General features: G+C 67.0%; 26 protein-coding genes. 5 read left to right on the top strand and 21 right to left on the bottom strand.

What is annotated here, in order from left to right; translation table 11 throughout:
• Positions 1–71: 71 nt before the first annotated feature.
• From WC597_RS08040 to WC597_RS07975, 14 genes are all read right to left on the bottom strand, one after another.
• Positions 72–2,771 carry a transcriptional regulator gene (locus WC597_RS08040; protein WP_372692838.1) on the bottom strand — a complete coding sequence of 900 codons (2,700 nt, stop codon included), beginning with the start codon at positions 2,769–2,771 and terminating at the stop codon, positions 72–74.
• Between the two features lie 60 nt (positions 2,772–2,831).
• A complete protein-coding gene (locus WC597_RS08035) occupies positions 2,832–3,680 on the bottom strand; it encodes a flagellin (RefSeq protein ID WP_372692837.1) in 849 nt (282 codons plus the stop codon).
• 136 nt (positions 3,681–3,816) lie between these two features.
• Positions 3,817–4,098, bottom strand: a complete 282-nt coding sequence (locus WC597_RS08030) for a hypothetical protein (protein ID WP_372692836.1) — start codon at positions 4,096–4,098, stop codon at positions 3,817–3,819.
• A gap of 83 nt (positions 4,099–4,181) precedes the next feature.
• Complete coding sequence (locus WC597_RS08025; RefSeq protein WP_372692835.1) at positions 4,182–4,979, bottom strand: flagellin; 798 nt, start codon at positions 4,977–4,979, stop codon at positions 4,182–4,184.
• Between the two features lie 112 nt (positions 4,980–5,091).
• Positions 5,092–5,829: a flagellin gene (locus tag WC597_RS08020; RefSeq protein ID WP_372692834.1), complete on the bottom strand. Its 738-nt coding sequence runs from the start codon at positions 5,827–5,829 to the stop codon at positions 5,092–5,094.
• Between the two features lie 144 nt (positions 5,830–5,973).
• Positions 5,974–6,792: a flagellin gene (locus tag WC597_RS08015; protein ID WP_372692833.1), complete on the bottom strand. Its 819-nt coding sequence runs from the start codon at positions 6,790–6,792 to the stop codon at positions 5,974–5,976.
• Positions 6,793–6,937: 145 nt separating this feature from the next.
• A complete protein-coding gene (locus WC597_RS08010; protein WP_372692832.1) occupies positions 6,938–7,681 on the bottom strand; it encodes a flagellin in 744 nt (247 codons plus the stop codon).
• Positions 7,682–7,966: 285 nt separating this feature from the next.
• The gene (locus tag WC597_RS08005; protein WP_372692831.1) at positions 7,967–8,782 is read right to left on the bottom strand and encodes a flagellin; all 816 of its coding nucleotides are present in this window, start codon (positions 8,780–8,782) and stop codon (positions 7,967–7,969) included.
• A gap of 369 nt (positions 8,783–9,151) precedes the next feature.
• Positions 9,152–9,631 carry a hypothetical protein gene (locus tag WC597_RS08000; RefSeq protein ID WP_372692830.1) on the bottom strand — a complete coding sequence of 160 codons (480 nt, stop codon included), beginning with the start codon at positions 9,629–9,631 and terminating at the stop codon, positions 9,152–9,154.
• Positions 9,628–10,011: a M15 family metallopeptidase gene (locus WC597_RS07995; RefSeq protein WP_372692829.1), complete on the bottom strand. Its 384-nt coding sequence runs from the start codon at positions 10,009–10,011 to the stop codon at positions 9,628–9,630. Before WC597_RS07995 ends, WC597_RS08000 begins: the two co-directional genes overlap by 4 nt.
• Positions 10,008–10,277, bottom strand: a complete 270-nt coding sequence (locus WC597_RS07990; RefSeq protein WP_372692828.1) for a hypothetical protein — start codon at positions 10,275–10,277, stop codon at positions 10,008–10,010. Before WC597_RS07990 ends, WC597_RS07995 begins: the two co-directional genes overlap by 4 nt.
• Positions 10,274–10,429 (bottom strand): hypothetical protein, encoded by a 156-nt coding sequence (locus tag WC597_RS07985; protein WP_372692827.1) that lies wholly within the window; start codon positions 10,427–10,429, stop codon positions 10,274–10,276. The genes WC597_RS07990 and WC597_RS07985 overlap by 4 nt, the downstream gene beginning before the upstream one ends.
• Positions 10,426–11,877 carry a DUF2793 domain-containing protein gene (locus tag WC597_RS07980; protein WP_372692826.1) on the bottom strand — a complete coding sequence of 484 codons (1,452 nt, stop codon included), beginning with the start codon at positions 11,875–11,877 and terminating at the stop codon, positions 10,426–10,428. Before WC597_RS07980 ends, WC597_RS07985 begins: the two co-directional genes overlap by 4 nt.
• 144 nt (positions 11,878–12,021) lie before the next feature.
• Entirely contained in the window at positions 12,022–12,483 is a 462-nt protein-coding gene (locus WC597_RS07975; RefSeq protein ID WP_372692825.1) for a DUF4112 domain-containing protein, read from the bottom strand.
• 68 nt (positions 12,484–12,551) lie between these two features.
• Here WC597_RS07975 and WC597_RS07970 point away from each other — a divergent pair, with 68 nt between their 5' ends.
• Positions 12,552–13,508 carry an endonuclease/exonuclease/phosphatase family protein gene (locus tag WC597_RS07970; protein ID WP_372692824.1) on the top strand — a complete coding sequence of 319 codons (957 nt, stop codon included), beginning with the start codon at positions 12,552–12,554 and terminating at the stop codon, positions 13,506–13,508.
• Here the strand turns inward: WC597_RS07970 and WC597_RS07965 are convergent.
• The 6 genes from WC597_RS07965 to WC597_RS07940 all read right to left on the bottom strand — a co-directional run bounded on the left by WC597_RS07965 (position 13,483) and on the right by WC597_RS07940 (position 18,354).
• Positions 13,483–14,697, bottom strand: a complete 1,215-nt coding sequence (locus WC597_RS07965; protein WP_372692823.1) for a CCA tRNA nucleotidyltransferase — start codon at positions 14,695–14,697, stop codon at positions 13,483–13,485. The two genes, WC597_RS07970 and WC597_RS07965, sit on opposite strands and share 26 nt — an antisense overlap.
• On the bottom strand, positions 14,694–15,356 hold the full coding sequence (locus WC597_RS07960; RefSeq protein ID WP_372692822.1) for a CoA pyrophosphatase: 663 nt from the start codon (positions 15,354–15,356) through the stop codon (positions 14,694–14,696). Before WC597_RS07960 ends, WC597_RS07965 begins: the two co-directional genes overlap by 4 nt.
• Positions 15,353–15,898, bottom strand: a complete 546-nt coding sequence (locus WC597_RS07955) for a DUF1285 domain-containing protein (RefSeq protein ID WP_372692821.1) — start codon at positions 15,896–15,898, stop codon at positions 15,353–15,355. Before WC597_RS07955 ends, WC597_RS07960 begins: the two co-directional genes overlap by 4 nt.
• A 37-nt stretch (positions 15,899–15,935) precedes the next feature.
• A complete protein-coding gene (locus tag WC597_RS07950; protein WP_372692820.1) occupies positions 15,936–16,430 on the bottom strand; it encodes a GNAT family N-acetyltransferase in 495 nt (164 codons plus the stop codon).
• Positions 16,431–16,498: 68 nt separating this feature from the next.
• Positions 16,499–17,272 carry an enoyl-CoA hydratase gene (locus WC597_RS07945; protein ID WP_372692819.1) on the bottom strand — a complete coding sequence of 258 codons (774 nt, stop codon included), beginning with the start codon at positions 17,270–17,272 and terminating at the stop codon, positions 16,499–16,501.
• A complete protein-coding gene (locus WC597_RS07940) occupies positions 17,269–18,354 on the bottom strand; it encodes an MBL fold metallo-hydrolase (protein ID WP_372692818.1) in 1,086 nt (361 codons plus the stop codon). Before WC597_RS07940 ends, WC597_RS07945 begins: the two co-directional genes overlap by 4 nt.
• Positions 18,355–18,481: 127 nt before the next feature.
• Here WC597_RS07940 and WC597_RS07935 point away from each other — a divergent pair, with 127 nt between their 5' ends.
• From WC597_RS07935 to WC597_RS07920, 4 genes are all read left to right on the top strand, one after another.
• Positions 18,482–19,420, top strand: coding sequence for a hypothetical protein (locus tag WC597_RS07935; RefSeq protein WP_372692817.1), 939 nt, complete (start codon positions 18,482–18,484; stop codon positions 19,418–19,420).
• Between the two features lie 103 nt (positions 19,421–19,523).
• Positions 19,524–20,321, top strand: coding sequence for an exodeoxyribonuclease III (gene xth / locus WC597_RS07930; protein WP_372692816.1), 798 nt, complete (start codon positions 19,524–19,526; stop codon positions 20,319–20,321).
• A gap of 5 nt (positions 20,322–20,326) precedes the next feature.
• On the top strand, positions 20,327–20,842 hold the full coding sequence (locus WC597_RS07925) for a hypothetical protein (RefSeq protein ID WP_372692815.1): 516 nt from the start codon (positions 20,327–20,329) through the stop codon (positions 20,840–20,842).
• An 85-nt stretch (positions 20,843–20,927) separates the two neighbouring features.
• Positions 20,928–21,833 carry a cobalamin biosynthesis protein CbiG gene (locus WC597_RS07920; RefSeq protein ID WP_372692814.1) on the top strand — a complete coding sequence of 302 codons (906 nt, stop codon included), beginning with the start codon at positions 20,928–20,930 and terminating at the stop codon, positions 21,831–21,833.
• Between the two features lie 21 nt (positions 21,834–21,854).
• Here the strand turns inward: WC597_RS07920 and WC597_RS07915 are convergent, their stop codons facing one another.
• Positions 21,855–24,254 carry an ATP-binding protein gene (locus WC597_RS07915; protein ID WP_372692813.1) on the bottom strand — a complete coding sequence of 800 codons (2,400 nt, stop codon included), beginning with the start codon at positions 24,252–24,254 and terminating at the stop codon, positions 21,855–21,857.
• Between the last annotated feature and the right edge of the window lie 28 nt (positions 24,255–24,282).

The raw sequence follows: 24,282 nt of genomic DNA, 5'->3' as shown, positions 1-24,282 counted from the left end.
AGGGGCTTTCGCGGATGAGGAGGTCAATAACCCCGAGCGGGCGCCGGGCGTCAACCGCGAAGGACGACGGATCAAGCCATGAGGCGGTTGAGGGCGGCCTGATAGTTGGCCAGCTGCGTCTGCTGATAGGCGTTCGACGAACCCTTGCCGGTCTGGGTATTGGTGATCGTGCCCGTCGACGGCGCCAGCGAGCGATAGGACGAGCGCACCGCCGTCATCGCCTGGGCCAGCGAATCGATGGCCGCCTTGATCGAGGCCGAGTCGTTCAGGGTCAGCTTGTTCGACAGGTTCAGGCCGAAGGTCTTGGTCGCGTCCTTGTCCGGCTTGACCGGGCCGACGAAGCCGGGCGACAGGCCCAGAGCGCCCAAAGCGTCCTTGCCGATAGCGCCGGCGGAGATGATGGCCCCCTCCTTGTTGGCGGCCGTCTTGATCTCAAGCCGCTGGACGACGGGCCTGGCCTTGAGGTCCGTGATCACCTTGGCTTCGAGCTGTCGGCCAGACGCGGTTCCGATCTTCTTGGCAAGGGATTCCAGCGTGTCCTTGGCGTCGATGGTCACGGTGACGGCGCGGCCGCCGGCGGCGGGCGTGATGGTGAACTGATCCCCGACCCTGGCCGAGGTGGCGACGGTCAGAAGTTTGGAATCCGCCTGCATGATCTGGCCTTGCGGCAAGCCCAGCCGGTCGAGAACACTTGCGCCGCCCGCCGCGAGGCTGAGGCTGGTCGGCTTGGCCTGGTCGCCGTCGGCGCGCCAGGTCTTGTTGGACTCCACCGCCCCAGTGGCCAGGTCGATGCGCGCCAGATAGGCCGAGGTCGGGTCGTCCTTGCCCGCACCCTCGGTGCGGTTCGTGCCCGTGATCCAGACCTTGCCGTCCTTGATCGCGACATCGGCGGCCGTGTCCGCGCCCGCCCCGCCGAAATAGGTCAGGCGGTCGTCGCCGGACGCCTGAAGATCCTCCGACAGCGTGGCGACGAAGACGTCGCTGCCGCCCGCGTGGGCGTTGGTGACCGTGCCGATATCCAGGGCCGCATTCTCGGTCTGGCCGGTGACGACGACCTTGCCGTTCTCGACCGAAATGCCGGCGATGGCGCCGCTGGCGAAACCGAGGTCGCGGGTCGAGGCCAGGGTCGGCGCGCCGTCGGCGTTCAGGGTGAAGCGACGCACGACCGCCTTCCCGTTCTCGACACCCGCCGTATAGAGATTGGAACCAGACACCGTCATGGCCTGGACCGAGTCGTCGCCAGCCGTGCCGAACTGAAGCGTCGAGACGTTCACCCCGACATCCGGGCCATTGATCCTGGTCGGCTTTTCCTGGAACGCTTGAAGATAGGAATCCCAGCCGCCGATGGCCGCATTGCCCGGCATGGCCGATTTCGAGCGACCGGCGACATAGACCATGCCGTCGGCGCCGAACCGAACCTCGGTCGCCTCGTCGGCCGCCTTGGCCCCGCGACGCTGGGTCCACAGCTCCTGGCCTGAACTGTCGAAGACCGAGACGAAACTGTCGGCGACGGCGGGGCTATCGCCGCTCTTGCCCGGTTCCAGGGCGCCGGTGACGGACCCAGCCAGAGCCACCCGTCCGTCATCGTCGATGGCGATGGAGAAGCCGTTGGCGCTGGACGCCGCGCCCAGCAGCTTGGTCTGCATCAGGTTGCCGGCGGAATCGTATTTCACCAGGGCCACGTCGCGCGCGCCCTTGATCGGCTGATTGGCGTCGCCCGCCGTCAGTTCGGCGACAACCCAGACGGAGCCGTCGGGCGCCACGGCGCTGGCCTTCACGGCGGCGACGCCGTCGGGCAGGTCGGTCTGACCCACCCTGCCCTCGACCCAGAACGGATCGTCCACGCCCTGCTGGGCGGCGGGGGCGGCGCCGCCATCGGCCTGGAATTTCAGCAACTGACCCGCGCCGGTCTTGCCGACCCCTTGCGTCACATAGACGGCGTCGGAGGTATCGACGGCCTGGAAGCTGATCGCCTCGCCGGTCCCGCCCGTCACCTTCAGCGCCCATTTGTCCGGCCCGGCCGGCAGGGTGATGGTCTTTGCGCCGCTCTTGATCGTGCGGGGTTCGGCGGGGATCAACTGGTTGCTGATGCGTGCGGAGACGCCCGCGGCCTCCAGCTTGCCGTTCATATAATCGACGACGGTCATCATCGAACGGTCGGTCGCGCCCATCTCGGACAGGTCCATGTTGATCGTCCGGGTTCCCGCCGTGGTCTTGACCGTCATGGCGAACTTCACGTCGCCCTGAAACGCCTTGACCGGGGAAGCCGCGGCGCCGTCGTGGACGGGCGCGGTGACGAAGGTGGTCGGCGCGCGCTCGACCGCGAATGTGCTCTTCACCGCCGTCTGGGCCACGCCCTGGACCAGGCGAACGTCCTCGAATTTCGCCGCGCCGAGGTAGGCGGACAGGTCGGCCAGGCCTTCGCCGAACCGCTTGGACAACTGGGTGGACTCAGACGCGGTCAGCCCCTTGACCCCGGCCCGGTCAGCCAGGGCGCCCAGCGTATTCAGGCCCTGATACAGGGCGAACATCTTGCGGTAGTCGCCCGAGGTGCCGGCCAGATCCAGGCTGACATTGTTCTCGTCGATCAGCTTGCGACCGGCCAGTGCGGCGCGCACAAGATCGCTGGCCTTGGCCGGGGTCGTCGTCGAGGACCACGGCGCCGTCGGCTGGGTCTTCTTCTTGGCGGCGGCGGACGTGGTGGCTCCGGTCAGCGACGACGAGTCCGTCGACGCCCCGTAAAGACCCAGCAAATAGCTGTTGTTGATCATTCAGACGGCTCCACCCCTATCGTGCGGCGGCGCCCGATAACGAACCGTTAAGCGGCGCGGTTAGCCCTTAAACAGGGACAGTATGACCTGCGGCGCCTGGTTGGCGATCGACAGGGCCTGGACGCCCAGCTGCTGCTGAACCTGCAGGGCCTGAAGGCGCGCGCTTTCCTTGGCCAGGTCCGCGTCCACCAGATTGCCGATGCCGGCTTCCAGCGCGTCGGACAGCTTGCCGACATAGGTGGTGTGGCGTTCGATCTGCTTGGACTGGGCGCCCAGTTCGGCCAGCCGCGCCGTGCTTGTGGAGATGGCGGTGTTGATCCGCGTCAGGGCGTCGTCGGCCTTGGCCTTGGTCAGGAGGTCCGGCGCCGCTGCAACCGGAGTGGTGGAGGCCGCCAGGCCCAGGCCCGCCAGCGTCAGGTTCTGACGGTTCAGGGTGATGGTCTCGGCGCCGTCGGCGCTGGCCAGGAAGTTGATGCCGGCGGTGGCCGAGCCGTCCAGAATGTTCGAACCGTCGAAGATCGCGTTGTCCGCGAACGACTGGATCGACTTCAACAGCGACTGGAACTCGTCGTTGTACGACGTCCGCATCGCCAGGGTGGCGCTTTCGTCGGAAGCGGCGGTGGCCTTGCCCTTCAGCTCGATCAGCAGGTCCGAAATCTGCTGCCCCGCCGCCAGTGTCACGTCTGCGATGGATGTGGCGCGGTTCAAACTGGTGGCCACCGCTTCCAGCGAGCCGCGATCGGCGCGCTGTCCCTGGGCGACGGCCCAGACTGCGGCGTTGTCTCTGGCGCCCTGGACCTTCAGGCCCGTGTTCACCCGGCTCTGCGTCGAAGCCAACTGTTCGTTGGTCCTGTTCAGATTCTGCAGGGCGATCATCGCCGAGGTATTGGTGTGGATGCTGGTGGTCATGGCTTCAAGCCCCGGACGTTCTGTTCCCGTCAGTATTAACCATGAGTCGTGAGCGGAGGGTTAACGCGCCAGAAACCATAAATCCGCCGCCCGGCGAGCCGGCGGCGTTAACGATACCAGAACCGACAGACGGCCGTCAGACCGCGGTGTCGACCACCCTTCCTCCACGATAGGTCGGATCGCTGTGCAGTTTCTCGACATCCTCGCGCGGCAACTGACGGATCACTTCACCCGTCACGCGGTCCAGGACCTTGTAGACGAAACGATTGTCCCCGATCGCCTCGATGGTCAGGCGATAACGGCTGGCGTCGTCGTTGTCGTTCCGATGCGTCGGCTCAGGCAAGGCCGAATTGGGCGAAACGGCGTCGGCGGCGGGTGGCTGAGGTACGCTTACTAATCTCGCGACATTGTCTGTCATGGCTCCATGCGCGGGTCGGCCCACGCTCCCTTGAGGATTGAACGGTCAGCCGGAGCGGTCGAAAAACCGCTCCGGCCGCTCGCTTAGCGGAACAGGCCGAGCAGAACCTGGCTCGACGAGTTGGCGATCGACAGCGCCTGCACACCCAGCTGTTGCTTGGTTTGCAGGGCGGTCAGCTTGGCGCTTTCCTTGGCCAGGTCGGCGTCCACCAGATTGCCCACGCCGGCTTCAAGAGCGTCCTGAAGCTTGTTGGCGAAGGTGATGCTGCGTCCCACCGACTTGGACTTGGTGCCGAAGTCGGACAGGACCGCCGAGAAGGCCGAGATGGCGCTATCGACGGTGGCGACCAGGGTGGCCGCATCGCCGGCCGCAGCCGTCGCCGTGGTCGCGACCGCTGTATCGGTGGCTGCGATGGCCTTCAACGTGGAGGTCGACGATGTGCCGGTCTGCACGGTGATGGCCGCGGCGTTGGCTTTGAACAGGTTGACCCCGTCGAAGGTGGCGCCGCCCAGGGCGCTGGAGATTTCAGTGCCCAGCGCATTGTATTCCGCCAGATACGACGCCTGAGCCGTGCCCGTGGAAGACGCGATGCTGACGGCCAGGGACTTTTGCTCTTCCAGGGCCGTCGTGATGGTGTCGCCGGCGGCCAGGGCCACATCGACGATGGACTGACCGCGTTGCAGCGAAGTGCGAACGGCGTCCTGGGCCGAAGCGTTGGACCGTTGCGACGTGGCGATCGAGAAGATCGCCCCGCTGTCCTTGGCCGACGAGACCTTCATGCCGGTGTTGATGCGGTTTTGCGTCCGCTCCAGCTCCGAGTTGGTCTTGTTCAGATTTTGCAGCGCGATAGCGGCGCCGTAGTTCGTATTGATCGAAGCCATTTTGGCTGTCCTTCTTCACTTCGTGATGGCCGTCGTCGTTTTGATGACGGGAGCATTTTGCTCGGGGTCGAGACCTGCGATCCGGCCGCCGGGGCGACCGGATCTCCGGGCCTTAGCGGAACAGGCCGAGCAGAACCTGGCTCGACGAGTTGGCGATCGACAGCGCCTGCACACCCAGCTGTTGCTTGGTTTGCAGGGCGGTCAGCTTGGCGCTTTCCTTGGCCAGGTCGGCGTCCACCAGATTGCCCACGCCGGCTTCAAGAGCGTCCTGAAGCTTGTTGACGAAGGTGATCTGACGACCCAGCGACTTGGACTGGGTGCCCAAGGTGGCCAGGGCGCCGGTCGTGGCCGTGATGGCCGCATCGACGTTGGCGGTCGTGGCGTTGGCGGCGGTGACGGAGCCAGTGTTCACGGCGGTGATCGCCGCATTCGCACCCAGCGTCGTCAGGCTGTTGACGCCATCGAAGCTCGCGCCCGAAATCGCGCCGGAGATTTCTGTGCCCAGCGCATTGTATTCCGCCAGGTAGGAAGTCTGCGCAGCACCGGTCGACGATGCGATGCTGACTGCCAGAGACTTCATCTCTTCCAAAGCGGTCGTGACGGTGTCGCCGGCGGCCAGAGCCACGTCGGTGATCGATTGCGTGCGTTGCAGGCCGGAGCGAACCGCGTCTTGCGAGGCGGCGTTGGCCCGTTGTGACGTGGCGATCGAGAAGATCGCCCCGCTGTCCTTGGCCGACGAGACCTTCATGCCGGTGTTGATGCGGTTTTGCGTCCGCTCCAGCTCCGAGTTGGTCTTGTTCAGGTTTTGCAGCGCGATGGCGGCGCCGTAGTTCGTATTGATCGAAGCCATTTTGGCTGTCCTTCTTCACTTCGTGATGGCCGACGCCATTTTGGCGGCGGGAGCGTTTTGCTCAGGCGATGGCGACGGTCGGAGACCGACGCCGGTTCAAGACCTTGGGCGCGCGCCGCCGAAGCGACCCGCGCCCTCCGGGCCTTAGCGGAAGAGGCTCAGCAGCACCTGGCTGGAGGAGTTGGCGATCGACAGCGCCTGCACGCCCAGTTGTTGCTTGGTCTGCAGGGCGCTCAGCTTGGCGCTTTCCTTGGCCAGATCGGCATCGACCAGGTTGCCCACGCCGGCTTCCAGGGAGTCCTGGAGCTTGTTGACGAAGGTGACGCTACGACCGATCGACTTGGACTGGGTGCCGATGGTGGACATGGCCGTGGTCACGGCCGAGATGACCAGATCCACGTTGGCGACAGTGAAGTCGGCGACCGCAGGGGTGGCCGCGGTGAACTTGGCCAGGTCCGTGTTCGCACTCAACGCCGCCGTGGTGCCGACGGTCTTGGTGTCGGCAGCGCCCGTACCCGTCTGGACCTTGACCTCGGTGGCGCCCGTGGACGCGGTGGTCAGCAGGTTGACGCCGTCGAAGCTGGCGCCGTCCAGAGCAGATTTGATTTCCTTGCCGAGGGCGGTGAACTCCGACTCGTAGGAGGTCTTGGCTGCACCTGTCGAGGAGGCGATGCTGACGGCCAGGGACTTCATCTCTTCCAGGGCGGAGGTGATGGTGTCGCCGGCGGCCAGGGCCACATCGACGATGGACTGACCGCGTTGCAGCGAAGTGCGAACGGCGTCCTGGGCCGAAGCATTGGCCCGTTGCGACGTGGCGATCGAGAAGATCGCCCCGCTGTCCTTGGCGGTCGAGACCTTCATGCCGGTGTTGATGCGGTTTTGCGTCCGCTCCAGCTCCGAGTTGGTCTTGTTCAGGTTTTGCAGCGCGATGGCGGCGCCGTAGTTGGTGTTGATACTCGCCATGGGGGCGTTCCTTACTCACTTCGTGATCGTCGCCGTGATCGGGCGACGTGAGCGTTTTGCTCGGGGATGGACGACGGTCAGGAACCGCCGGCCGTTACTGAAAGCCATGAAAGGGGAACCGCCTAGGCGACCCCCTTCCCGGCCCTTAGCGGAACAGGCTCAACAGCACTTGGCTGGATGAGTTGGCGATCGACAGCGCCTGCACACCCAGCTGTTGCTTGGTTTGCAGGGCGGTCAGCTTGGCGCTTTCCTTGGCCAGATCGGCGTCCACCAGATTGCCCACGCCGGCTTCAAGAGCGTCCTGAAGCTTGTTGACGAAGGTGATCTGACGACCCAGCGACTTGGACTGGGTGCCCAGGGTCGACAGGGCGCCGGTGACGGTGGCGATGGCGGTGTCGACATTGGCGGTGGTGGCGGCCGCACGGGCCTTGCCGCCGCCGCTGACATCGGTCAGGCCGGCCACGCCCAGGGGCGTCGTCAGGCTGTTGACGCCATCGAATGAGGCGCCGGAGACCGCAGCGGTGATTTCCAGACCCAGCGCATTGTATTCGGCCAGATAGGAGGTCTCGGCGCTGGAACCGGCAGCCGACGACTGGATCGAGACGGCCAGGGACTTCATCTCTTCCAGAGCGGTCGTGATGGTGTCGCCGGCGGCCAGAGCCACGTCGGTGATCGATTGCGTACGTTGGAGGGTGGAACGAACCGCGTCTTGCGAAGCGGCGTTGGCGCGTTGGGCCGTGGCGATCGAGAAGATCGCCCCGCTGTCCTTGGCGGTCGAGACCTTCATGCCGGTGTTGATGCGGTTTTGCGTCCGCTCCAGCTCCGAGTTGGTCTTGTTCAGGTTTTGCAGCGCGATGGCGGCGCCGTAGTTCGTATTGATAGAAGCCATTTTGGCCGGTCCTTTTCACTTCGTGAGGGCTGTCGCCGTTTTGGCGACAGGAGCTTTTTGCTCAGTGGGTAAGAAGCAATTGCCGGGCCAGTCAGCCCGAACAATTATCAGGGTAACTATCTGATTTCATGTATTTACTATTGATTTACCCTCCTTTCCGCCCGGCAGTTCTTGCCGTGCGGGGTCGCTTACCCGGCAAGAACTGCCGGGCTTGCTTCAAGTTGGATGAGGCGGACGGCGTGAAGATGCGCCCGGGTGCGAACTGACGAGACGGGATCCCTCGCCTTAGTTACGGAACAGGCTCAGCAGGATCTGGCTGGACGAGTTGGCGATCGACAGCGCCTGCACGCCCAACTGTTGCTTGGTCTGCAAGGCGGTCAGCTTGGCGCTTTCCTTGGCCAGGTCGGCGTCAACCAGGTTGCCGATGCCGGCTTCGGTGGCGTCCTGCAGCTTGCCGACGAAGGTCAGTTGACGACCGACCGACTTGGACTGGGTGCCCAGGGTCGACAAGGAAGCGGTGACTTCGGCGATGGCGGCATCGACAGCGGCGACGGTAGCGGCCGTGGCGGCGATCGACTGGTTGGTGATGGTGGTGATGTCCGTGTCGGCGGCCTTGCCACCCGCAGCGGTGAAGCCGATGGCGGTCGTGCCGCCTGCGACATCCTTGATCAGGTTCGTCGGCGTCGCGGCGGTCCACAGGTTGACGCCGTCGAAGGCGGCGCCTGCCAGTGCGGCGGTGATCTCGGCGCCCATAGCCTTGAATTCATCCAGATAAGACGTCTGGGCGGCGCCCGTCGACGATTGGATGGACACGGCCAGAGACTTCATTTCTTCCAGCGCAGTGGTGACCGTGTCGCCGGCCGCCAGGGCCACGTCGACGATCGATTGTCCGCGCTGAAGCGAATTCTTCACGGCGTCCATGGCGCCCATGTTGGCGCGCTGCGTCGTGGCGATGGCGAAGATTGCGCCGCTATCCTTGGCGGTCGCGACTTTCAGTCCCGTGTTCACACGGTTTTGCGTGCGCTCCAACATGGCGTTGGTCGCATTGAGGTTTTGCAGGGCGACAGCTGCGCCGTAGTTCGTATTGATGCTCGTAGCCATTTTGGCTTTCCTGTTCACTTCGTGTGATGTCCGGCGCCATTTTAGCGCCAGGAGCGTTTTGCTCGGTCTCTCTAAGAGCAAGGGCGGGGCCAGTCAGAAACGGGGCGCCAACCCGACGCTGTTACTGATTTCATTGAACTTATCTCGGCGTTTTGTGAAACGACCCGGCAAACCTGCACCTGAGGCGGCAGAAGTTGCCGAGTCGTTTCTGCAGGGCGTCAGTCGCCAGATCGTTTCAGGCCGTATTGCGCATCCTGCATCGCCCGTTCGGCCAGTAGCGTTTCCACCGCCAGCCGCCGCGCCCCGTCACAGGCCATGATCTGGGCGCCCCGCAGCACATAGGCCGTGTCCAGATCGCCTGCCGTAGGCTCAGCCGGCAGAATCGCCAGAGCGCAAGACCGCTTCGCCGCCTCCGGCAGCACCAGCCGCGCCGGCGCAACCGTCGAGATCGGGGGCGAGCCGGCACAGCTCGTCGTCATGGCCGCGCAGGCGATCAGCGCGGCGGTCTTCCAAAGGATTGTTGGCGTCATCGGCGCTCCTGGCCTGTGCGACGGCGGTTGCGGTCGCACGCTCGGCCGCCGTCGTCCTGTGTTGATAGTGATCGACGCGCCGGGCCTGAGCCGCCGCGCCTTCGGTTTCGAGCCGCCGGGCGTTGGCTTCCGCGGTCGCGATGGTGCCGGCGTCACGCGCCTGGGTCCGGGCGGTCTCCAGACGCTTCTGCTGAAGATTCAGCGGATCCCAGCGAAAGCCGAGGCCGCCCAACAGGGCGAACCCCAGCGTCAGCACCACTGCGCCCGTCGCCAGCCAGCCCAGCGGCGTCAGCGCGCGCAAGATCGACCCGACGCTCATGGAAAGGCCTTTCGATCCAGCTCGAAATGCGGGCCGTCGCGCAGCGTCTTCCAGTCGCCACCCCAGATCAGAGGCGTCTTCAGGTCAAGCGCCGCCGCCTTGAACGCCTCGGCGATCCGGCCATACAAGGGCCAGTCCCACCGCACCTGCCCGTCAACCAATGCGGCGACATCGACGGCATGGCCGGTCAGGTGGCGCGAGCGCATCGTGCGGCTGGCCCCGGCCTTGACCAGCGCCGCCTGGCGCACCGCCGTGCGCACCCCCTCGGTGATCATGAAGTCCACGGGCGTGCGGGCGATGGCCGCCTCGACCACCGCCGTCAGCGCCGGATGCACGCCCTCAAGCCGCGTGCGCGACCGGCTGGACAGCCGAAAGCTCATGGCTGGCCTCCCGTGATCTTCAGACGGGCGTTGGCGATCAGGGCGACCAGTTGCTGGGCGGTGGGCGCCACCAGATACAGCACCAGGATCAGGGCCAGCAGCCCCATCAGCCCATCCGTCATTTTGGGCAGCATCTCGGGCGGCATTCGCCCGACGGTGCGCATCAGCAGCACCCACAGCCCCGCGCTGACGGCGAAGGCATAGAGCCGCCGAAACAGCCAGCGTCCTTCAGCCAAGGGGATCGGCCCCTGCACACGTCGGGTCATCGTTCGTCCTCCTCGTCATAGGTTTCGACGGCGCAGCGCCCGTCCCAGCCGGAATGGGCGCGCCATTCCCCGTCGCTGAGGCTGTCGGGCGCTTCCCACGCCTCGGCCTCCAGCACTTCGACCGGCTCGGCCGGATGTCGCCGCCGGCTCATCCGACGGCCGTGATGCGAACGACGCCCGCAGCGCCTGAACCGCCCTGGCCGGCGACGGTCAGGCCAGCGCCTCCTCCACCTCCGCCTGCGCCAAAGGTCGCGCCTGCGCCGCCGGGACTTCCGGCGCCGCTCGCCGAAGCGTTTCCGCCCCCGCCGCCTCCGCCGACCATCGACAGAGACGGCCTCGTAGAGGCCTGACCCGCAGCGCCAGCGACGCCCCCGGCCGCGCGAAGGCCCGACCAGCCGCCGGCGCCGCCCGGTCCCCCGGATCGCGAGACATTGGCCGCGCTCAGTCCGCCGCCCCCGCCTCCCCCGCCCGGCCCATCGGCACAGGCGGTTTCGCCGCCCGTCGCCCCCGCCATCGTGATCGACGAACCGCCGCCGGGATTGGCGGCGCGCAGGCCATGTCCGCCGGCGCCGCCCAGACCCTCGCTGGACGTTCCCGTGGCTCCACCGGCCCCGCCCGACGCGCGCAACAGGACGGTCCCGCCCGACGCGATCCGGCTCTCGCCGCCCGCGGCGCCGCCTGCGCCGCCCGTCCCGACAGTGATCGCCAGCGCGTCGTCCAGGTCTTCGATGGACCAACGGCCATGCGTCAGACCGCCCGCGCCGCCCCCGCCACCGCCGAAACGTGCGGTTCCCTCCGGTCCCGACAGTCCTGCGCCTCCGCCTCCTCCGCCGCCGACGCAGGCGACTTCGATCCATCGCGCCCAGGGTGGCGGAGCGTACTCACCGTCGTTGGTGAGCAGGACCGTCTCGCGCCTGACCGCGCCTTGATCAAAGGCGATGCGGCCCGTCGTGCGGTCCACGCGGAACACAGGCCGCCACGTCCCGGCGTCGTCGCAGGCCTTGAGGCCCAGATCGTCATCGCCGATCAGGCCCAACTCCGCTCGGGCGGCGTATCCGCTCTGGAACAGCAACGACAGGACATCGCCCGCCGCCTGCTTGTTCAGCGTCAGACGGAGGTCGCCGTCGCCGCCCTCGTCCACACCACGCGCGGTGAACAGGGCGGCGTTGATCTTGGCCGCCAGGGGGGTGTCCGCATCGGCGGTCGTGCCCAGGCCCAGCAGCGCCAGCCCCTGCACCTCGCCCAGCCGTTCGCCCAGCGCGACCCAGCCTGCGTCGGCCCGCACCACCGCGACGCCTTCGTCCAGCACGACGGCGATCACGCCGTCGGGGGTCGGCACGATGGTCCAGCCGTCCGCCTCGAACCGCATCAGGGTTCCGACTGCTCGCCCGGCCCAGGCCGTGCCCTCCGCATCGTCCGGCAGGATATAGAGGTCGCCGTCGGACGCATCGCCCGGCTGAACCGCTGTCGTCCGGCTGACCACCGCCGTCTGCAACAGAGCGTCCAGCCGGGTCAGGGCGGTGTTCAGGGTCACATGTTTCTGCATCTGCCCCGCCGCCAGATAAGGCAGGGCCAGACGCGCGCTGAAATCGTCGCTCATTCTTCTCTCCGTTGTCGTCGGAGATCAGTCTGGGCGCGGCCCTACCTCAGGCCGGAAGACGGTCGATGCCGTCTATCAGGCTTTTGATTTCATGTGATTTCGTCTCGGCGAATAGGATGGCTGGGCCTGCCCAGCCATCCTATTTCAGTCGTGCAGATAGACGATCCGCTTCAGCGTCTTGTCGTTCTCAACCCGCGCCTCGTGCATCTCGTGATCGCCGCTGGTCCGCGCATTGGCCTCGGTGTCCTCGACCCAATGGGTGCTTTCGATGTGCTTCTGCAGCGCCCGCGCCGCCATCAGCTGGCCGGGAAAAAAGGTATCCACGATGTCGCCCGCAATGGGCACCGTGCCGGTCGCCGTATCGATGGCCATATAGGCCCCCATCCGCGCCAGGGTCGCCGGCGTCGCCCTGGCCCGCACGGCCTGAAGCATCAGCCAGCCCCCGGTTCCGACCGTATAGACCGTGCCGACCACCGGCACCCAGGTCAGCATGGCGTCCAGCCCAAGGCCGAACGGCCCGATGCCGATCACACGGTCGGACAGCTTCTTTACGCCCTCGACATTGGACCAGATGTTCTCGATATCCCGGATCGACCGTCTGGCCATGTCGCCCTCCAAAGCGTCGCCTTAACGCGGCGCGACGCTTCCCGTTCAATCCGAGAGATACGTCTTCGATGACCCTGATCAAGCTGGCGGCGAATGCGACGGCAAGCGCCCTTCTGCTGGGGCTGGCGGCGTTCGGCGTGGCGGCCCTCAGCGGGATCGGACATCGCTGGGTCGACATCCTGGCCCAGTTCACGTCGCCAATGCTGCTTGCGGCCGTCGGCGTGACCCTGGTCTGTCTGATTCTGCGACTGTGGCCGGCCTCGATCATCGGAGGATTGGCCTGTCTGGTGCTGGCCATCGCCGTCTGGCCCCAGTGGACGCCGAAGAAGGGCGCGGCCGTGCCCGACCAGCCCATCGTGCGGGTCTATTCCGCCAATCTGTGGGTGTTCAACACGGATGTAGAGGCGATGCGCCGGTCCATTTCCGCCGCCGACGCCGACATTCTGGTGCTGGTCGAAATGGGCCAGGCGCCGGCGTCGCAGTTGGAGACGCTGCTGCCGGACTATCCTCACCGCGCCCTAATCGGCCAAGCTCGGCCGGGCGATCATGCGCGCTCAATCATCGCCTCGCGCTATCCGATCCTGCAACGACTGCCCGACCGCAACGACGGCCTCAGCGCCGTTGGCGCGGTCGTCCAGACGCCCATCGGCCCGATCAACGTCTTCGGCGTCCACCTGACCCGGCCCTGGCCCTATCAGTATCAGTGGGGGCAGATCAGCCAGGTCATGGCCCTGACCGAGCGTCGCAAGGCCGCGCCGGATCACCCGGTCATCGCCGCCGGCGATTTCAACAGCGTCTCGACCGCCCGCATCGGTCGTCAGATCCAGGCGGACATGGGCCTGATCCCCGCGCCCGGCTGGCCCGCGACCTGGCCCAGTCAGGCCCCGGCCTTCGCCGGCATCACCATCGATCAGGTCTATCGCTCGCCGGATCTGGCCCTGATCACGCGACACCTGGGCCAGCCGACGGGGTCCGACCACCGCCCAGTCATTACAGAGTTCACACGCGCCCATCCGCCGCGATAAGCGCCTTCAGCCGCGCCTCATGCCCGTCGGCCGGAAAGTCGTCAGCGACCCAGCCGTCCTCGAACGCCTTGATCAGCCGGCCCGTCTCAGGCCCTGCGGCGAGGCCCAGCCGCGCCAGATCGCGGCCGCCGACCGGCATCTTCGGCGGCGTCCACTCGGCGGCCAGCGAACGCAGCCGCGCCCCGTCGCCCTCGCCTGCCGCCTCGGCGCGCATCAGCCGATCCTCGAACGCCCTGCGTCCCAGCCGATAGATCGCCGCCCGGGCCTCGGCGTCGCTCATGCGCGGCGACACAGCCTGCCCGTCCCCAACCGCCGCCGACAGCCGGTCCCGCACCGCGTTCGACAGGCGTAGAGTGCTTGCGATCCCAACAACTGCCGCCGCATCGGCGGGCAGCAAAGCCGACAGCCGCATCACCGGATCGTCGGTCAGACCGCACATCGCCTCAAACAGCGGCAGCGGCTGCACCTGCGGCAGCACCTGGGCCAGCACGCCCGTTTCGGCCATCGCCCGCACCGCCGCACGCGGATCGCGCGCCGCCAGCAGTTTCAGCAGCTCCTTGGACACCCGTTCGGCCGACAACTGCGCCATGCCCGCCTTCAACGCCGCACAGGCCGCCAGCCCGACCGCGTCAGGCGCGCCCCGCCCGTACCAGGCGTAGAACCGGAAGAAGCGCAGGATACGCAGATAGTCTTCGCGGATGCGCGTCTCCGCCTCGCCGACGAAGACGATCCGCCCCGCCGCCGCGTCGTCCAGCCCGCCGCCGGTCGGGTCGAACACCGTCCCGGCCGCATCGGCATAGAGGGCGTTCAGCCGGAAATCCCGCCGCGCCGCATCCTCGGCCCAGTCCTCGGTGAAGGCGACGACCGCGCGGCGTCCGTCCGTCTCGACGTCGCGGCGCAGGGTCGTGATCTCATAAGGCCGCCGCTCCGACACCCCGGTCACCGTGCCGTGCTCCACCCCGGTCGGCACGGCCTTCAGCCCCGCCGCCTTCAGCGCCGCAATAGTCTCTTGCGGCCGCAACCGCGTGGCGATGTCGATGTCGTCGACCGACTGGCCCAGCAGGCTGTTGCGCACGCAGCCGCCGACGAACCGCGCGCAGCCCGGACCGCCCGCCGCCTCCAGCGCCGCGATAACCGCCCGCGTCGCTTGGCTTGCCAGCCATGGCTGCCCCGCCATCGAGACGCTCATGCTGCGTCCTCGTCCGCCGCTGCTTCGGGCGCGGCCTCATCGCCATAAAGCCGGACGTGCAAAGCCTTCAGGATTCCCGCCGTCACGCCCCAGATATAACGCTCGCCCCAGGGCATGGCCCAGAACCAGCGCCGCAGTCCCTCATCCATGTCGTAGAAGTCGCGCCTGTGGTTAGCGGCGTCCATCAGAAAGTCCCAAGGCGTCTCGAAGACCTCAGCCACCTCGTCCGGCGAGGGCGTCGTGACCGGCGCCTCGCGCAACCAGCCGATCACCGGCGTCACCAGAAAGCCCGTGCCGGTCTCATAGGCGTCGGACAGGCCCAGCACCTCGACTGCAGCCGGGTTCAGCGCCACCTCCTCGTCCGCCTCACGCAGGGCCGCCTGGACCGCGTTTTCGCCGGGGTCCAGCCGCCCGCCCGGAAAGGCGATCTGGCCTGTGTGTCGCGCCAGGGTGTCGGCCCGCCGCGTCAGCAGAACCGTCGCCCCCTCGGGCCGGGCCACGATGGGGATCAGCACCGCCGCCGGCCGAAGCTCCTTGGCCGTCCGTGTCGCCTGGGGGTTCAGGTCGAAGTCCGATCGCGCCGCGACCAGCTCCGGCCGCCAAGTCTCGACCGGCGCCAGCCGTTCGACCAGCCGGTTTCTCAGTGTCTCCAGGCTCACGTCACGGTTCCCAGCGAGAAGGCCTTACCCCCTGAACGCACCACCAGCCGCCCATCGACCTCCTCGGCCATCTCGACCAGTTCGTAGAAGACAGGGCGCGCGATTCGCGCCCACAGGTCTCGCCGCACATGGACGCGCGGCGCCGGTTCGCCCGTCGTCGGATCGGTCTCGACCACGATGGGATCGGCCTCGCTCGCCGCCACCTCGTCCCCGACATCGGTCGTGAACACCAAGTCGTCGCCATCGCGCGCCATCGCCACGGCCCGAAACGGCAGATCCTCGACCTGGATCTTCAGCTTCTCGACCGGCGTGACCAGGTGATAGCCGTCCGGGTCTTTGCGCAACACGGTCGAGAACAGCCGCACCAGCTCCTTACGCCCGATGGGCGAGCCTTCGTGCATCCAGACGCCATCTGCCCGGATGACGATGTCGATCTCGCCGCAATGCTCGGGATGCCACAGGTGAACCGGCGGCAGCCCTTTGCCGGGCGCCTGTTTCGCCGCCTCGGCGACGGCGTTCAGTCCTGACTTGGGATCATCCATCCCTCTGACTTAAGCCCCGCGAACCGTGCGGGAAAGGTCAGCCGATGCGAACCGGACCCGAAACCTGATCCACGCCCGTCGCCAGCCACAGGACGCGGCGGCGATCCACTGGTCCCGGCAGGATCGCCTCGGGCGCATGGGCAAAGCCGAACCGCTCGAAATAGGCGGCGTCGCCGACCAGCAGCACCCCGCCGACATCCAGCGTCCGCGCCTGGTCAAGACAGGCCTGCACCAATTCGGCGCCCAGACCGTCGCTGCGTCGGCCGGCGTCCACCGCGATGGGACCGAGGAACAGGGCCGCAGTTTCGCCGACCGTGACGGGCCAAAGCCGCACCGAGCCGATCACCCGCCCGTCCAGCCGCGCGACGAAGCCGACGGCGGCGTGCGAGCCTTCACGCAGGCGCTCGGCCGTCTTGGCGAACCGGCCCGGTCCGAAGGCCGCCATGACCAGCGCCTCCACGCCTTCGGCGTCGGCCGGCGTCTCGGCTTCGATACGGCTTACGGCCGGGGAAATGGCGAGGGCGTGCGACATCGGCGCTCCAGTAGGCGCGGGCACCTAGAAGCAAAGCTGCGCCAAATCAAGGCGCGGTTCGATGACCGTCAGCCTGCCTTTGAAAAGTCCGGCGCACGCTTTTGCGTAAAGGCCATGAAGGCCTCCATGGCTTCGGGGCTTTTCATCTGCGAGCCGAAGGCCTCGCCCTCGCGCTGCATCAGGGCCCACAGACCTTCCGCGTCACGCATCAGCCGCTTGGTCTTGCGGATGGAGTTGGGCGCACGGCCCGCCACCCTTGCGGCCAGGTCTGCCGCCGTCGCCTCGACCTGATCGGCCGGGACCGCGCGATTGGCGATGCCCCAGGCCAGGGCCGTGCGCCCGTCCAGAGGCTCGCCCAGCGCGAACAGTTCAAAGGCCCGCTGATGACCGATCACGGCCGGCAGCAGCAGGCTGGACGCCGCCTCGGGCGCCAGGGCCAGGTTGACGAAGGGCACGGACAGAAGCGCGTCTTCCGCCACCACGACCAGATCGCAGTGCAAAAGCATGGTCAGGCCGATCCCGACCGCCCGCCCCTTCACCGCCGCCACGGCCGGCTTGTCCAGATCCGCCAGCGCTTTCAGGAAGCGGAACACCGGCATGTCCCCCGGTCCCGCGCCCTGCGATCCCAGGGCGATGAAGTCCTGAATGTCGTTGCCGGCCGAGAAGCTGTCGCCCTCGGCGCGCAGCAGCAGCACCCGCACCGCATCGTCGGTCCGCGCCCGCTCGGTCGCTTCGGCCAGGGCCGAATACATGGCCTGGGTGATGGCGTTCTTCTTGTCGGCCCGGTCCAGGGTGACGCTCAGGACGCCGTCGATCAGTTCGCTGCGGATATGTTCGCTCACGTCGTTTCCTCGTCCTGTTCGACGGCGCTCCACCAGTCGACGCCGTTCTCGTCCCGCGTCCGTTGGGCGCGGCCGCGTCGTTTCAGATAGTTCAGGTGCGCCTGGGCCTCGCCCGTGGCCATGCCGAGCACCCCGTCACTGACCGCCCGACCGAAGACGGCGGGGAAGCCATCGACGACCCTAGACGGTTGACGCAACGTCCGCTCAAGCCGTTTCAGCGCCACCTCGTGTCCACGCTTCAAGGCGTCGAGCCGAGCATGAACGCCGTAGAAGGGCTCGCCATGCGCCGGCAGGGTGAACGTCCCTTCCGGCAGCAAGGCCCGCAGCTTGGCCAGAGAGTCCAGCCAGTCGCCCAGCGGATCGGCTTCCGGCTCCGTCGACCAAACCGACACGTTCGACGATATGCGCGGCAGGATCTGATCCCCGGCGATGAAAACATCGTCCGACCGCCGCCACAGACAGACATGCTCCGGGCTGTGGCCCGACCCGACCACCACGGTCCAATCGTCGCCGTCGATGCTCAGCGCATCACCCTCCGACAGCCGGCGATAGCTGCGCGGCATCGGGCTGACACTCTTGGCGAACCCGCCGTAGTCCGCGCGCCAGCGCTCGATCTGGGCCTCGTCCCAGCCCGCCGCGCGATAGAAGACCTCGCCGTCGGCCGGCGCATCGCCTGCCTGCTCGGCCATCAGCATCCGGCCCGTGATGTATTCGATCTGCGACATCAGCAGGGGCGCGCCCGTCCGTTCGCACAGCCAGCCGGCCAGGCCGATATGGTCGGGATGCATGTGGGTGCAGATCAGCCGCGTCACCGGCCGCCCCTCCAAGGCGCCCGCCAGCGCCGTTTCCCACGCCATAATCGTCGCGCCCGTCTTCAAGCCGGTGTCGACCACGACCCAGCCCTCGCCGTCGCGGATCACATAGACATTCACATGATCCAGTTGAAACGGCAGGGCGAAGCGTAGCCACAACACCCCGCGCGCAACCTCGATCGCCTCGCCGGGCATCGGCACGGCGTCGAACGGATAGATCAGACCCCGCGCGTCCTTCGCCCCCGTCGTTCGCATGCTGCCGTCGGCCAAGTCAGTCTCCAATCGAAACGCGCAGACACTAGTCCGTTCTTGCCTTTGACGTCCACCGCCGCCTTGACCCCGCCCGATTAGATCGCCACGAAAGCCTTCAGCCGTTCCAATAGTTCGAGGTGTACCCATGAAAGCCCGCTTCGGCGCCGCCCTCGCGGCGCTTCTGTTCAGTGCAATCTCAATCGTCCCCGCCGCTGCGCAGACAACGCGCGAAACGGACGACAACGGTCGCCCGGTGGCGACCGAAGGCACCTCCCGCGCAGGCGCTGGCCGTTCACGCCGTGATCGACAACCCGCCGCGCCGGCGCCCGAACAGGTGCTGGCCGCCGCCCAGGAGCAGGCGACCCTCGGCAACACCGGTTGTCAGGTCACCGAAGCCAAGCTTCTGGGAACGACCGCCGAGAAGACCTCGGTCTACGAAATGGCCTGCGCCGCCGGCCCCGGCTACATCATCGAATCCAAGACCCCTCCGGTCGTGACCGATTGCGTCGTTCTGGCGGACTCGGCCGCGAAAATGCGCGCCGCCAACCCGGAAGCCGACGTCGGTCCGCAATGCACGATCGAGGCGAACACGGACACACAGAAGTTCCTTCGCGAATACGCCCGGCAAGCCGGCGTCGCCTGCACCGTGGACGAAGCAAAGGTTTTGGGGCGCGCCTCTGACGGCGGCATTACCTACGAAGTCGGCTGTTCCGACACGGCGGGTTTCTGGATCAAGAAGCTGAACAACGCCTGGTCCAAGACCCCATGCATTCAGGTTCTAGCCGAAAACGGAACCTGCGCCTTCACCACGCCGGCCGAAAACGCCGCGTTCGTGAAGACCCTTTTCGCCGGCTCCGAGGCGGCGTCCTGCGACGTGACCGAAGCCCGTCTGATGGGCCAGAACGCTAACGGGGTCTTCTATGAAGCCAAGTGCGCCGGCGCCGACGGCGTCATCGCCCGTCTGAACGCCGAAAACGCCGTCCAGCAGGTCTATCCGTGCGCCACCGCTCAAGCCATCGGCGGCGGCTGCAAGCTGACGACGGCTCCGGCCGCTGCGGCTGCGCCGGCCGGCGGTCGCCCGTAAGCGACGCTTCAGACTGAACGAAGGGCCGTCGGAGCGATCCGGCGGCCCTTTTGTTTTGCGCGCCCTCTTTTCCGAAAGGGAGACGCAGCCTAGCGTCGCCGTCATGCGCATCGCCACCTGGAACGTGAACTCCGTCAACGCCCGCCTGCCCACCGTGCTGGCGTGGCTGGAGCAGGCCGCCCCCGACGTCGCCTGTTTTCAGGAGATCAAATGCGTGGACGAGAAGTTCCCGCGCGAAGCCTTCGAGAGCCTGGGCTACAATGTCGAGACCCACGGGCAGAAGAGCTACAACGGCGTCGCCCTACTGTCGAAGTTTCCGCTGTCCGACATCCGGCGCGGCCTGCCCGGCGACGATACGGACGAACAGGCCCGCTATATCGAGGCCTTGGTCGAGGCGCCCCGGCCCATCCGTGTTGGGGCCATCTATTTGCCCAACGGCAATCCGATCGGAACCGAGAAGTTCGACTACAAGCTCGCTTGGTTCGAGCGTCTTAACCGCCACGCCCGCGAGCTAATGGCGTTCGAGGAGCCGTTGGCCCTTTGCGGCGACTACAATGTCATCCCCGAAGCCGAGGACGCCAAGAACCCGGCCGCCTGGACCGACGACGCTCTGTTCCAGCCCCAGACCCGCCAGGCCTTCCGCACGCTGAAGAACCTGGGCCTGGCCGACGCCCACGAGATCGGCGGCGAACCGGCCGGCACCTATAGCTTCTGGGATTATCAGGCCGGCGCCTGGCAGCGCGACCACGGCATCCGCATCGACTTCGCCCTGCTGTCGCCTCAGGCCGCCGACCGGTTCCGGGGCATCGAAACCCACCGCGACGCCCGCGACATGGAAAAGCCCAGCGACCACGTTCCCGTGGTGGTCGATATCGATCTTGCCAAGGACGAGGAGGCCTGACGCCCATGGCCGACGCCTTGCGGGTGGTTCTGCTGATCGCCTTGGCGGCAGCCCTGCTGACGACGCTGGCCTTGGCCCTGTCGTGGTGGATGGAGCCGCCGCGTCGCCTGCACCGCGCCATGCTCAAGACCCTAGGCGCCGCACCCGAGGTCGAGGCCCTTTCGCCGGGCGAAGGCCGCGCCTGCGCGCTGAACTTCGACATCGAACAGGTGGTCGTGCTGTGGGCCAACGGCGCCCACGGCCTGGTTTATGCCTTCGACGAGGTCGAGGGCGGCGAGATCATCGTCGACGGTCATGTCGTCGCCCGCATACGCCGGGGTGAGGCGCGCAAGTCTCTGGACGTTCTGGCCCCCGACGCTGAACAGGTGGTGCTGCGCCTGATGTTCGCCGACGCTCGCCATCCCGAGTTCGAACTGGCCCTGTGGGACGCCGCCCTGCCCGCCCAGACCGGCTCGCCCGGCGAGGCGCTGCGCCTTGGTCGCCGCTGGCTATCGCATCTGGAAGCTCTGCTGAAGGGCTGATACGCGACAGGGCCTTTCGGTCGCCGCGATGGGGCGGTAGAAGCCCCGCTCATTCCTAACGACACGCCTTATCAAGGAGGCCGCCTTGGCCCGCCTTTTCGACGCCTATATCGTCGCCGATTGGACCGCCGCCGAAACCAAGAAGCTCGGCGACACCTCGCTGTGGATCGGCGTGGCCAAGCGCGACGTGCGGTTCCGCCTCTATACCGAGACGCACAACGTCGCGACCCGCGCCGAGGGCGAAGCTCTGCTGGCCTCGATCCTGGCGGATCACAGGAAACGTGGCGACCGGGTGCTGGTCGGGCTGGACTTCAACTTCGGCTATCCCGCCGGCACGGCCGCGCGGCTGAAGCTTGACGGAAATCCGTGGCAAGCGATGTGGAAGTTCATAGCGTCGAACGTCGTGGATAAGGCCGACAACACCAACAACCGCTACCAGGTCGCGGCCAAGATGAACCGGCTGATGACCGACGAGGCGTGGCCCCTGTGGGGCGCTCCGGCCAAACAGGCGCAGCGCTGGCTGACCACGACCAAGCCTCCCGCAGGCTCCGGCGCCGACATCCCCGAGTTCCGCGCCACCGAGAACGCCGTCCGCAAGGGCCGGCTTCAGCCCAAGAGCGTGTGGCAGATGCACGGCGCCGGCGCCGTCGGCGGCCAGACGCTGGTCGGCATTCCGGCCGTGCGCCGTCTGTTGGAAAGCCTCGGCCCGTCCGGCGCCGTCTGGCCTTTCGGCACCGGCTGGCGTGAACTGACGCCCGACGACGTCGAGCCCCTGTCGGCCCTGGTCGTCGAGGTCTGGCCCTCGATGCACGAGACCAAGCCCAACGAAGGCGAGTTTAAGGACCAGGCCCAGGTCCGTTCGACCGCCGAGGCCCTAGCCCAGATGGACGAGGCCGGCAATTTGGCCAAGGCCTTCGGTCCGCCCAAGGACGCCACACCCGAGCTGATCGCCCAGGTCGAGCAGGAAGAAGGCTGGATCCTGGGCGTCTGAGCCTAGGCTTCGTCGGCTAAATCAGGCGGCGACCGGCAGGGCCTGCATCGCGTCGGAGACGGCGCGGATCAGGGCCTCGGCCGCCACTGGCTTGGACACCGCGCCGCAGAAGCCCTGAGCCAAAAGCTCCGCCTCCATTCCCTCGCCTGCGTCCGCCGTATAGGCCAGGATCGGGGTCAGACGGTTGGGGCCGGAACTCGCTCTGATCTGGTTCAGGGCCTCGACCCCGCCCATCTTGGGCATCCGCATGTCCATCAGGATCACATCATAGGCGGTGCGTTCGGCGCGTTCGACCGCGTCGGCGCCGTCCACCACATCCTCGACCGTCGCCCCCATACCGTTCAGGAAGGCGCGGGCCAGTTCGCGGTTGGCGGGATGGTCGTCGGCGACCAGCACCCGCAGCCCCCCGACATCGGCGCCGCCCATCGGCGTGGCGCCGACCGCGACCTCTTCTTCTGCAGCAGGCGCCGGGATTTCGAACCAGAAGACGCTGCCCTGGCCCTCGACGCTGTCGGCGCCGATTGTTCCGTCCATGGCTTCGACCAGCCCCTTGCAGATGGCCAGGCCCAGGCCGGTGCCGCCGTGCGAGCGCGTCTGCGACCCGTCCACCTGGGAGAAGCGGCGGAACAGCTGGTCCAGCTTGTCGGCGGCGATGCCGTCGCCGGTGTCATGGACCGCGACGTGCAGCCGTTCGTCGGCGGCGCTCCAGCGCACGGCCAGCCGGACCCCGCCCTGGCTGGTGAACTTCACTGCATTGCCGATCAGGTTCAACAGGATCTGACGCAGACGGTCGGGGTCGGCGATGACGGACGACCGATCCGTGGTCAGTTCGAGCTCCAGATCCAAATCCTTGGCGCCCGCCTGGGGTGTGAACAGCTGCAGGGTCGAACGGGCCAGGGTCTCGATGTCGGTCGGCTCGGGCCGGATGGCGACCTGACCGGCCTCCAGCTTTGAAAAGTCCAGAATGTCGTTGACCGTGCACAGCAAGGCACGACCGGCATTGTCCACCCGGCCGACATAGTTGCGCGCCAGATCCGGCAAGGTCTGTTCCAGCGTCAGGCCGGTGAAGCCGATGATGCTGGTCAGGGGCGTGCGCAGCTCGTGGCTCATATTGGCCAGGAACTCGGCCTTCACGGCGGCGGCGGCCTCGGCCTCGGCGCGGGCCTGTTCCAGCTGGACTTCCAGCGCCTTGCGGCGCGAGATGTCGCGGATGACGACCACGGTCTCGACCGGACGGCCGGTCTCGTCGCGCACCAGCCGCATCCGCGTCTCGCCCCAGACGGCGCGGCCGTCGCGGTGCAGAAGGCGATGTTCCAGCGTCGCCGAACCCCGTCCGCGCGCCATTTGGGCGAAGGTCTGGGCCAGACGAACATGATCGTCGGGATGGACGAAGGATTCGGCCGTCCGTCCCGCCATCTCGTGCGGCTTCCAGCCCAGCAGACGCTCGACGGCCGGGGAGATATAGTTGGAATGCCCATCCAGCTGGATGCGGGCGATGACGTCGGCGGCGTTGTCGGCCAACAGCTTGAACCGATTATGGCTGCGCGCCAGCACTTCCATGGCCGCGCGCTGGTCGGTCACGTCCTGAAAGACGCCGAACATGGCCAGAGGCGTGCCGTCCGGCGAGAACTCCGCCGCGCCCTTGCTTACAACCTGACGGATGACACCGTCGTGGCGATGGATACGCAGGTCCAGTTCGAAAGGCCCCGCGCCCTCCAGCGTCCTGAGCCAGTGCGCGTTCAACTGCTCGCGTTCATCCTCGGGGTAGAAGGCCGACGCCTTCTCCATGTCGGGCTTGTAGGTATCGGGAGATACGCCGTGGATGGCATAGACCTCGTCCGACCAGAAGACAGTCTGATCGACCATGTCCACCCGCCAGTGACCGACACCGGACAGGCTCTCGATCATGCCCAGCATATGCTGCTGCTCGCCACGCTGACGTTCGGCACGCGCACGTTCCAACTCCGCCACCACCAGCCGGGCGAGGTCGCGCAACCTGTCCAGCGTCGCATCGTCTGGTCGGGGGCGGACTTGAGTGTCGATGACGCACAGGGTGCCGTAGTTTGCGCCGTCCGAGCCGGTCAGCAAGGCGCCGGCGTAGAAGCGGACGTGCTGTTCGCCGGTCACGAAAGGATTTTGGGCGAAGCGCACGTCCTTCGTCGCATCCTCCACCACCATCACGTCATTGGCGGGCAGATCGAGCGCATAGGTGCAGAACGACACATCGCGCGACGTGGAACAGCCGTCCATGCCGATGCTGGCCTTGAACCACTGAATGTCGTCATCCAGCAGCGTCACCAGGGCGATGGGACAACCCAGCAGATTGGCGGCCAGACGCGCGGCGGCGTCTGTCGTCGCATCGGGTGCGGCGCCGACGGCATGCAACGAACGAACACTGGAGAGACGCTGGCTTTCGTTCATCGACGCGGCACCCGGACACTGACTGGGT

The organism is Brevundimonas sp. (assembly GCF_041648115.1).
Lineage (GTDB): Bacteria > Pseudomonadota > Alphaproteobacteria > Caulobacterales > Caulobacteraceae > Brevundimonas.
Note: the sequence above shows the minus strand (reverse complement) of the source record. Positions and strands in the feature narration are given on the sequence as shown.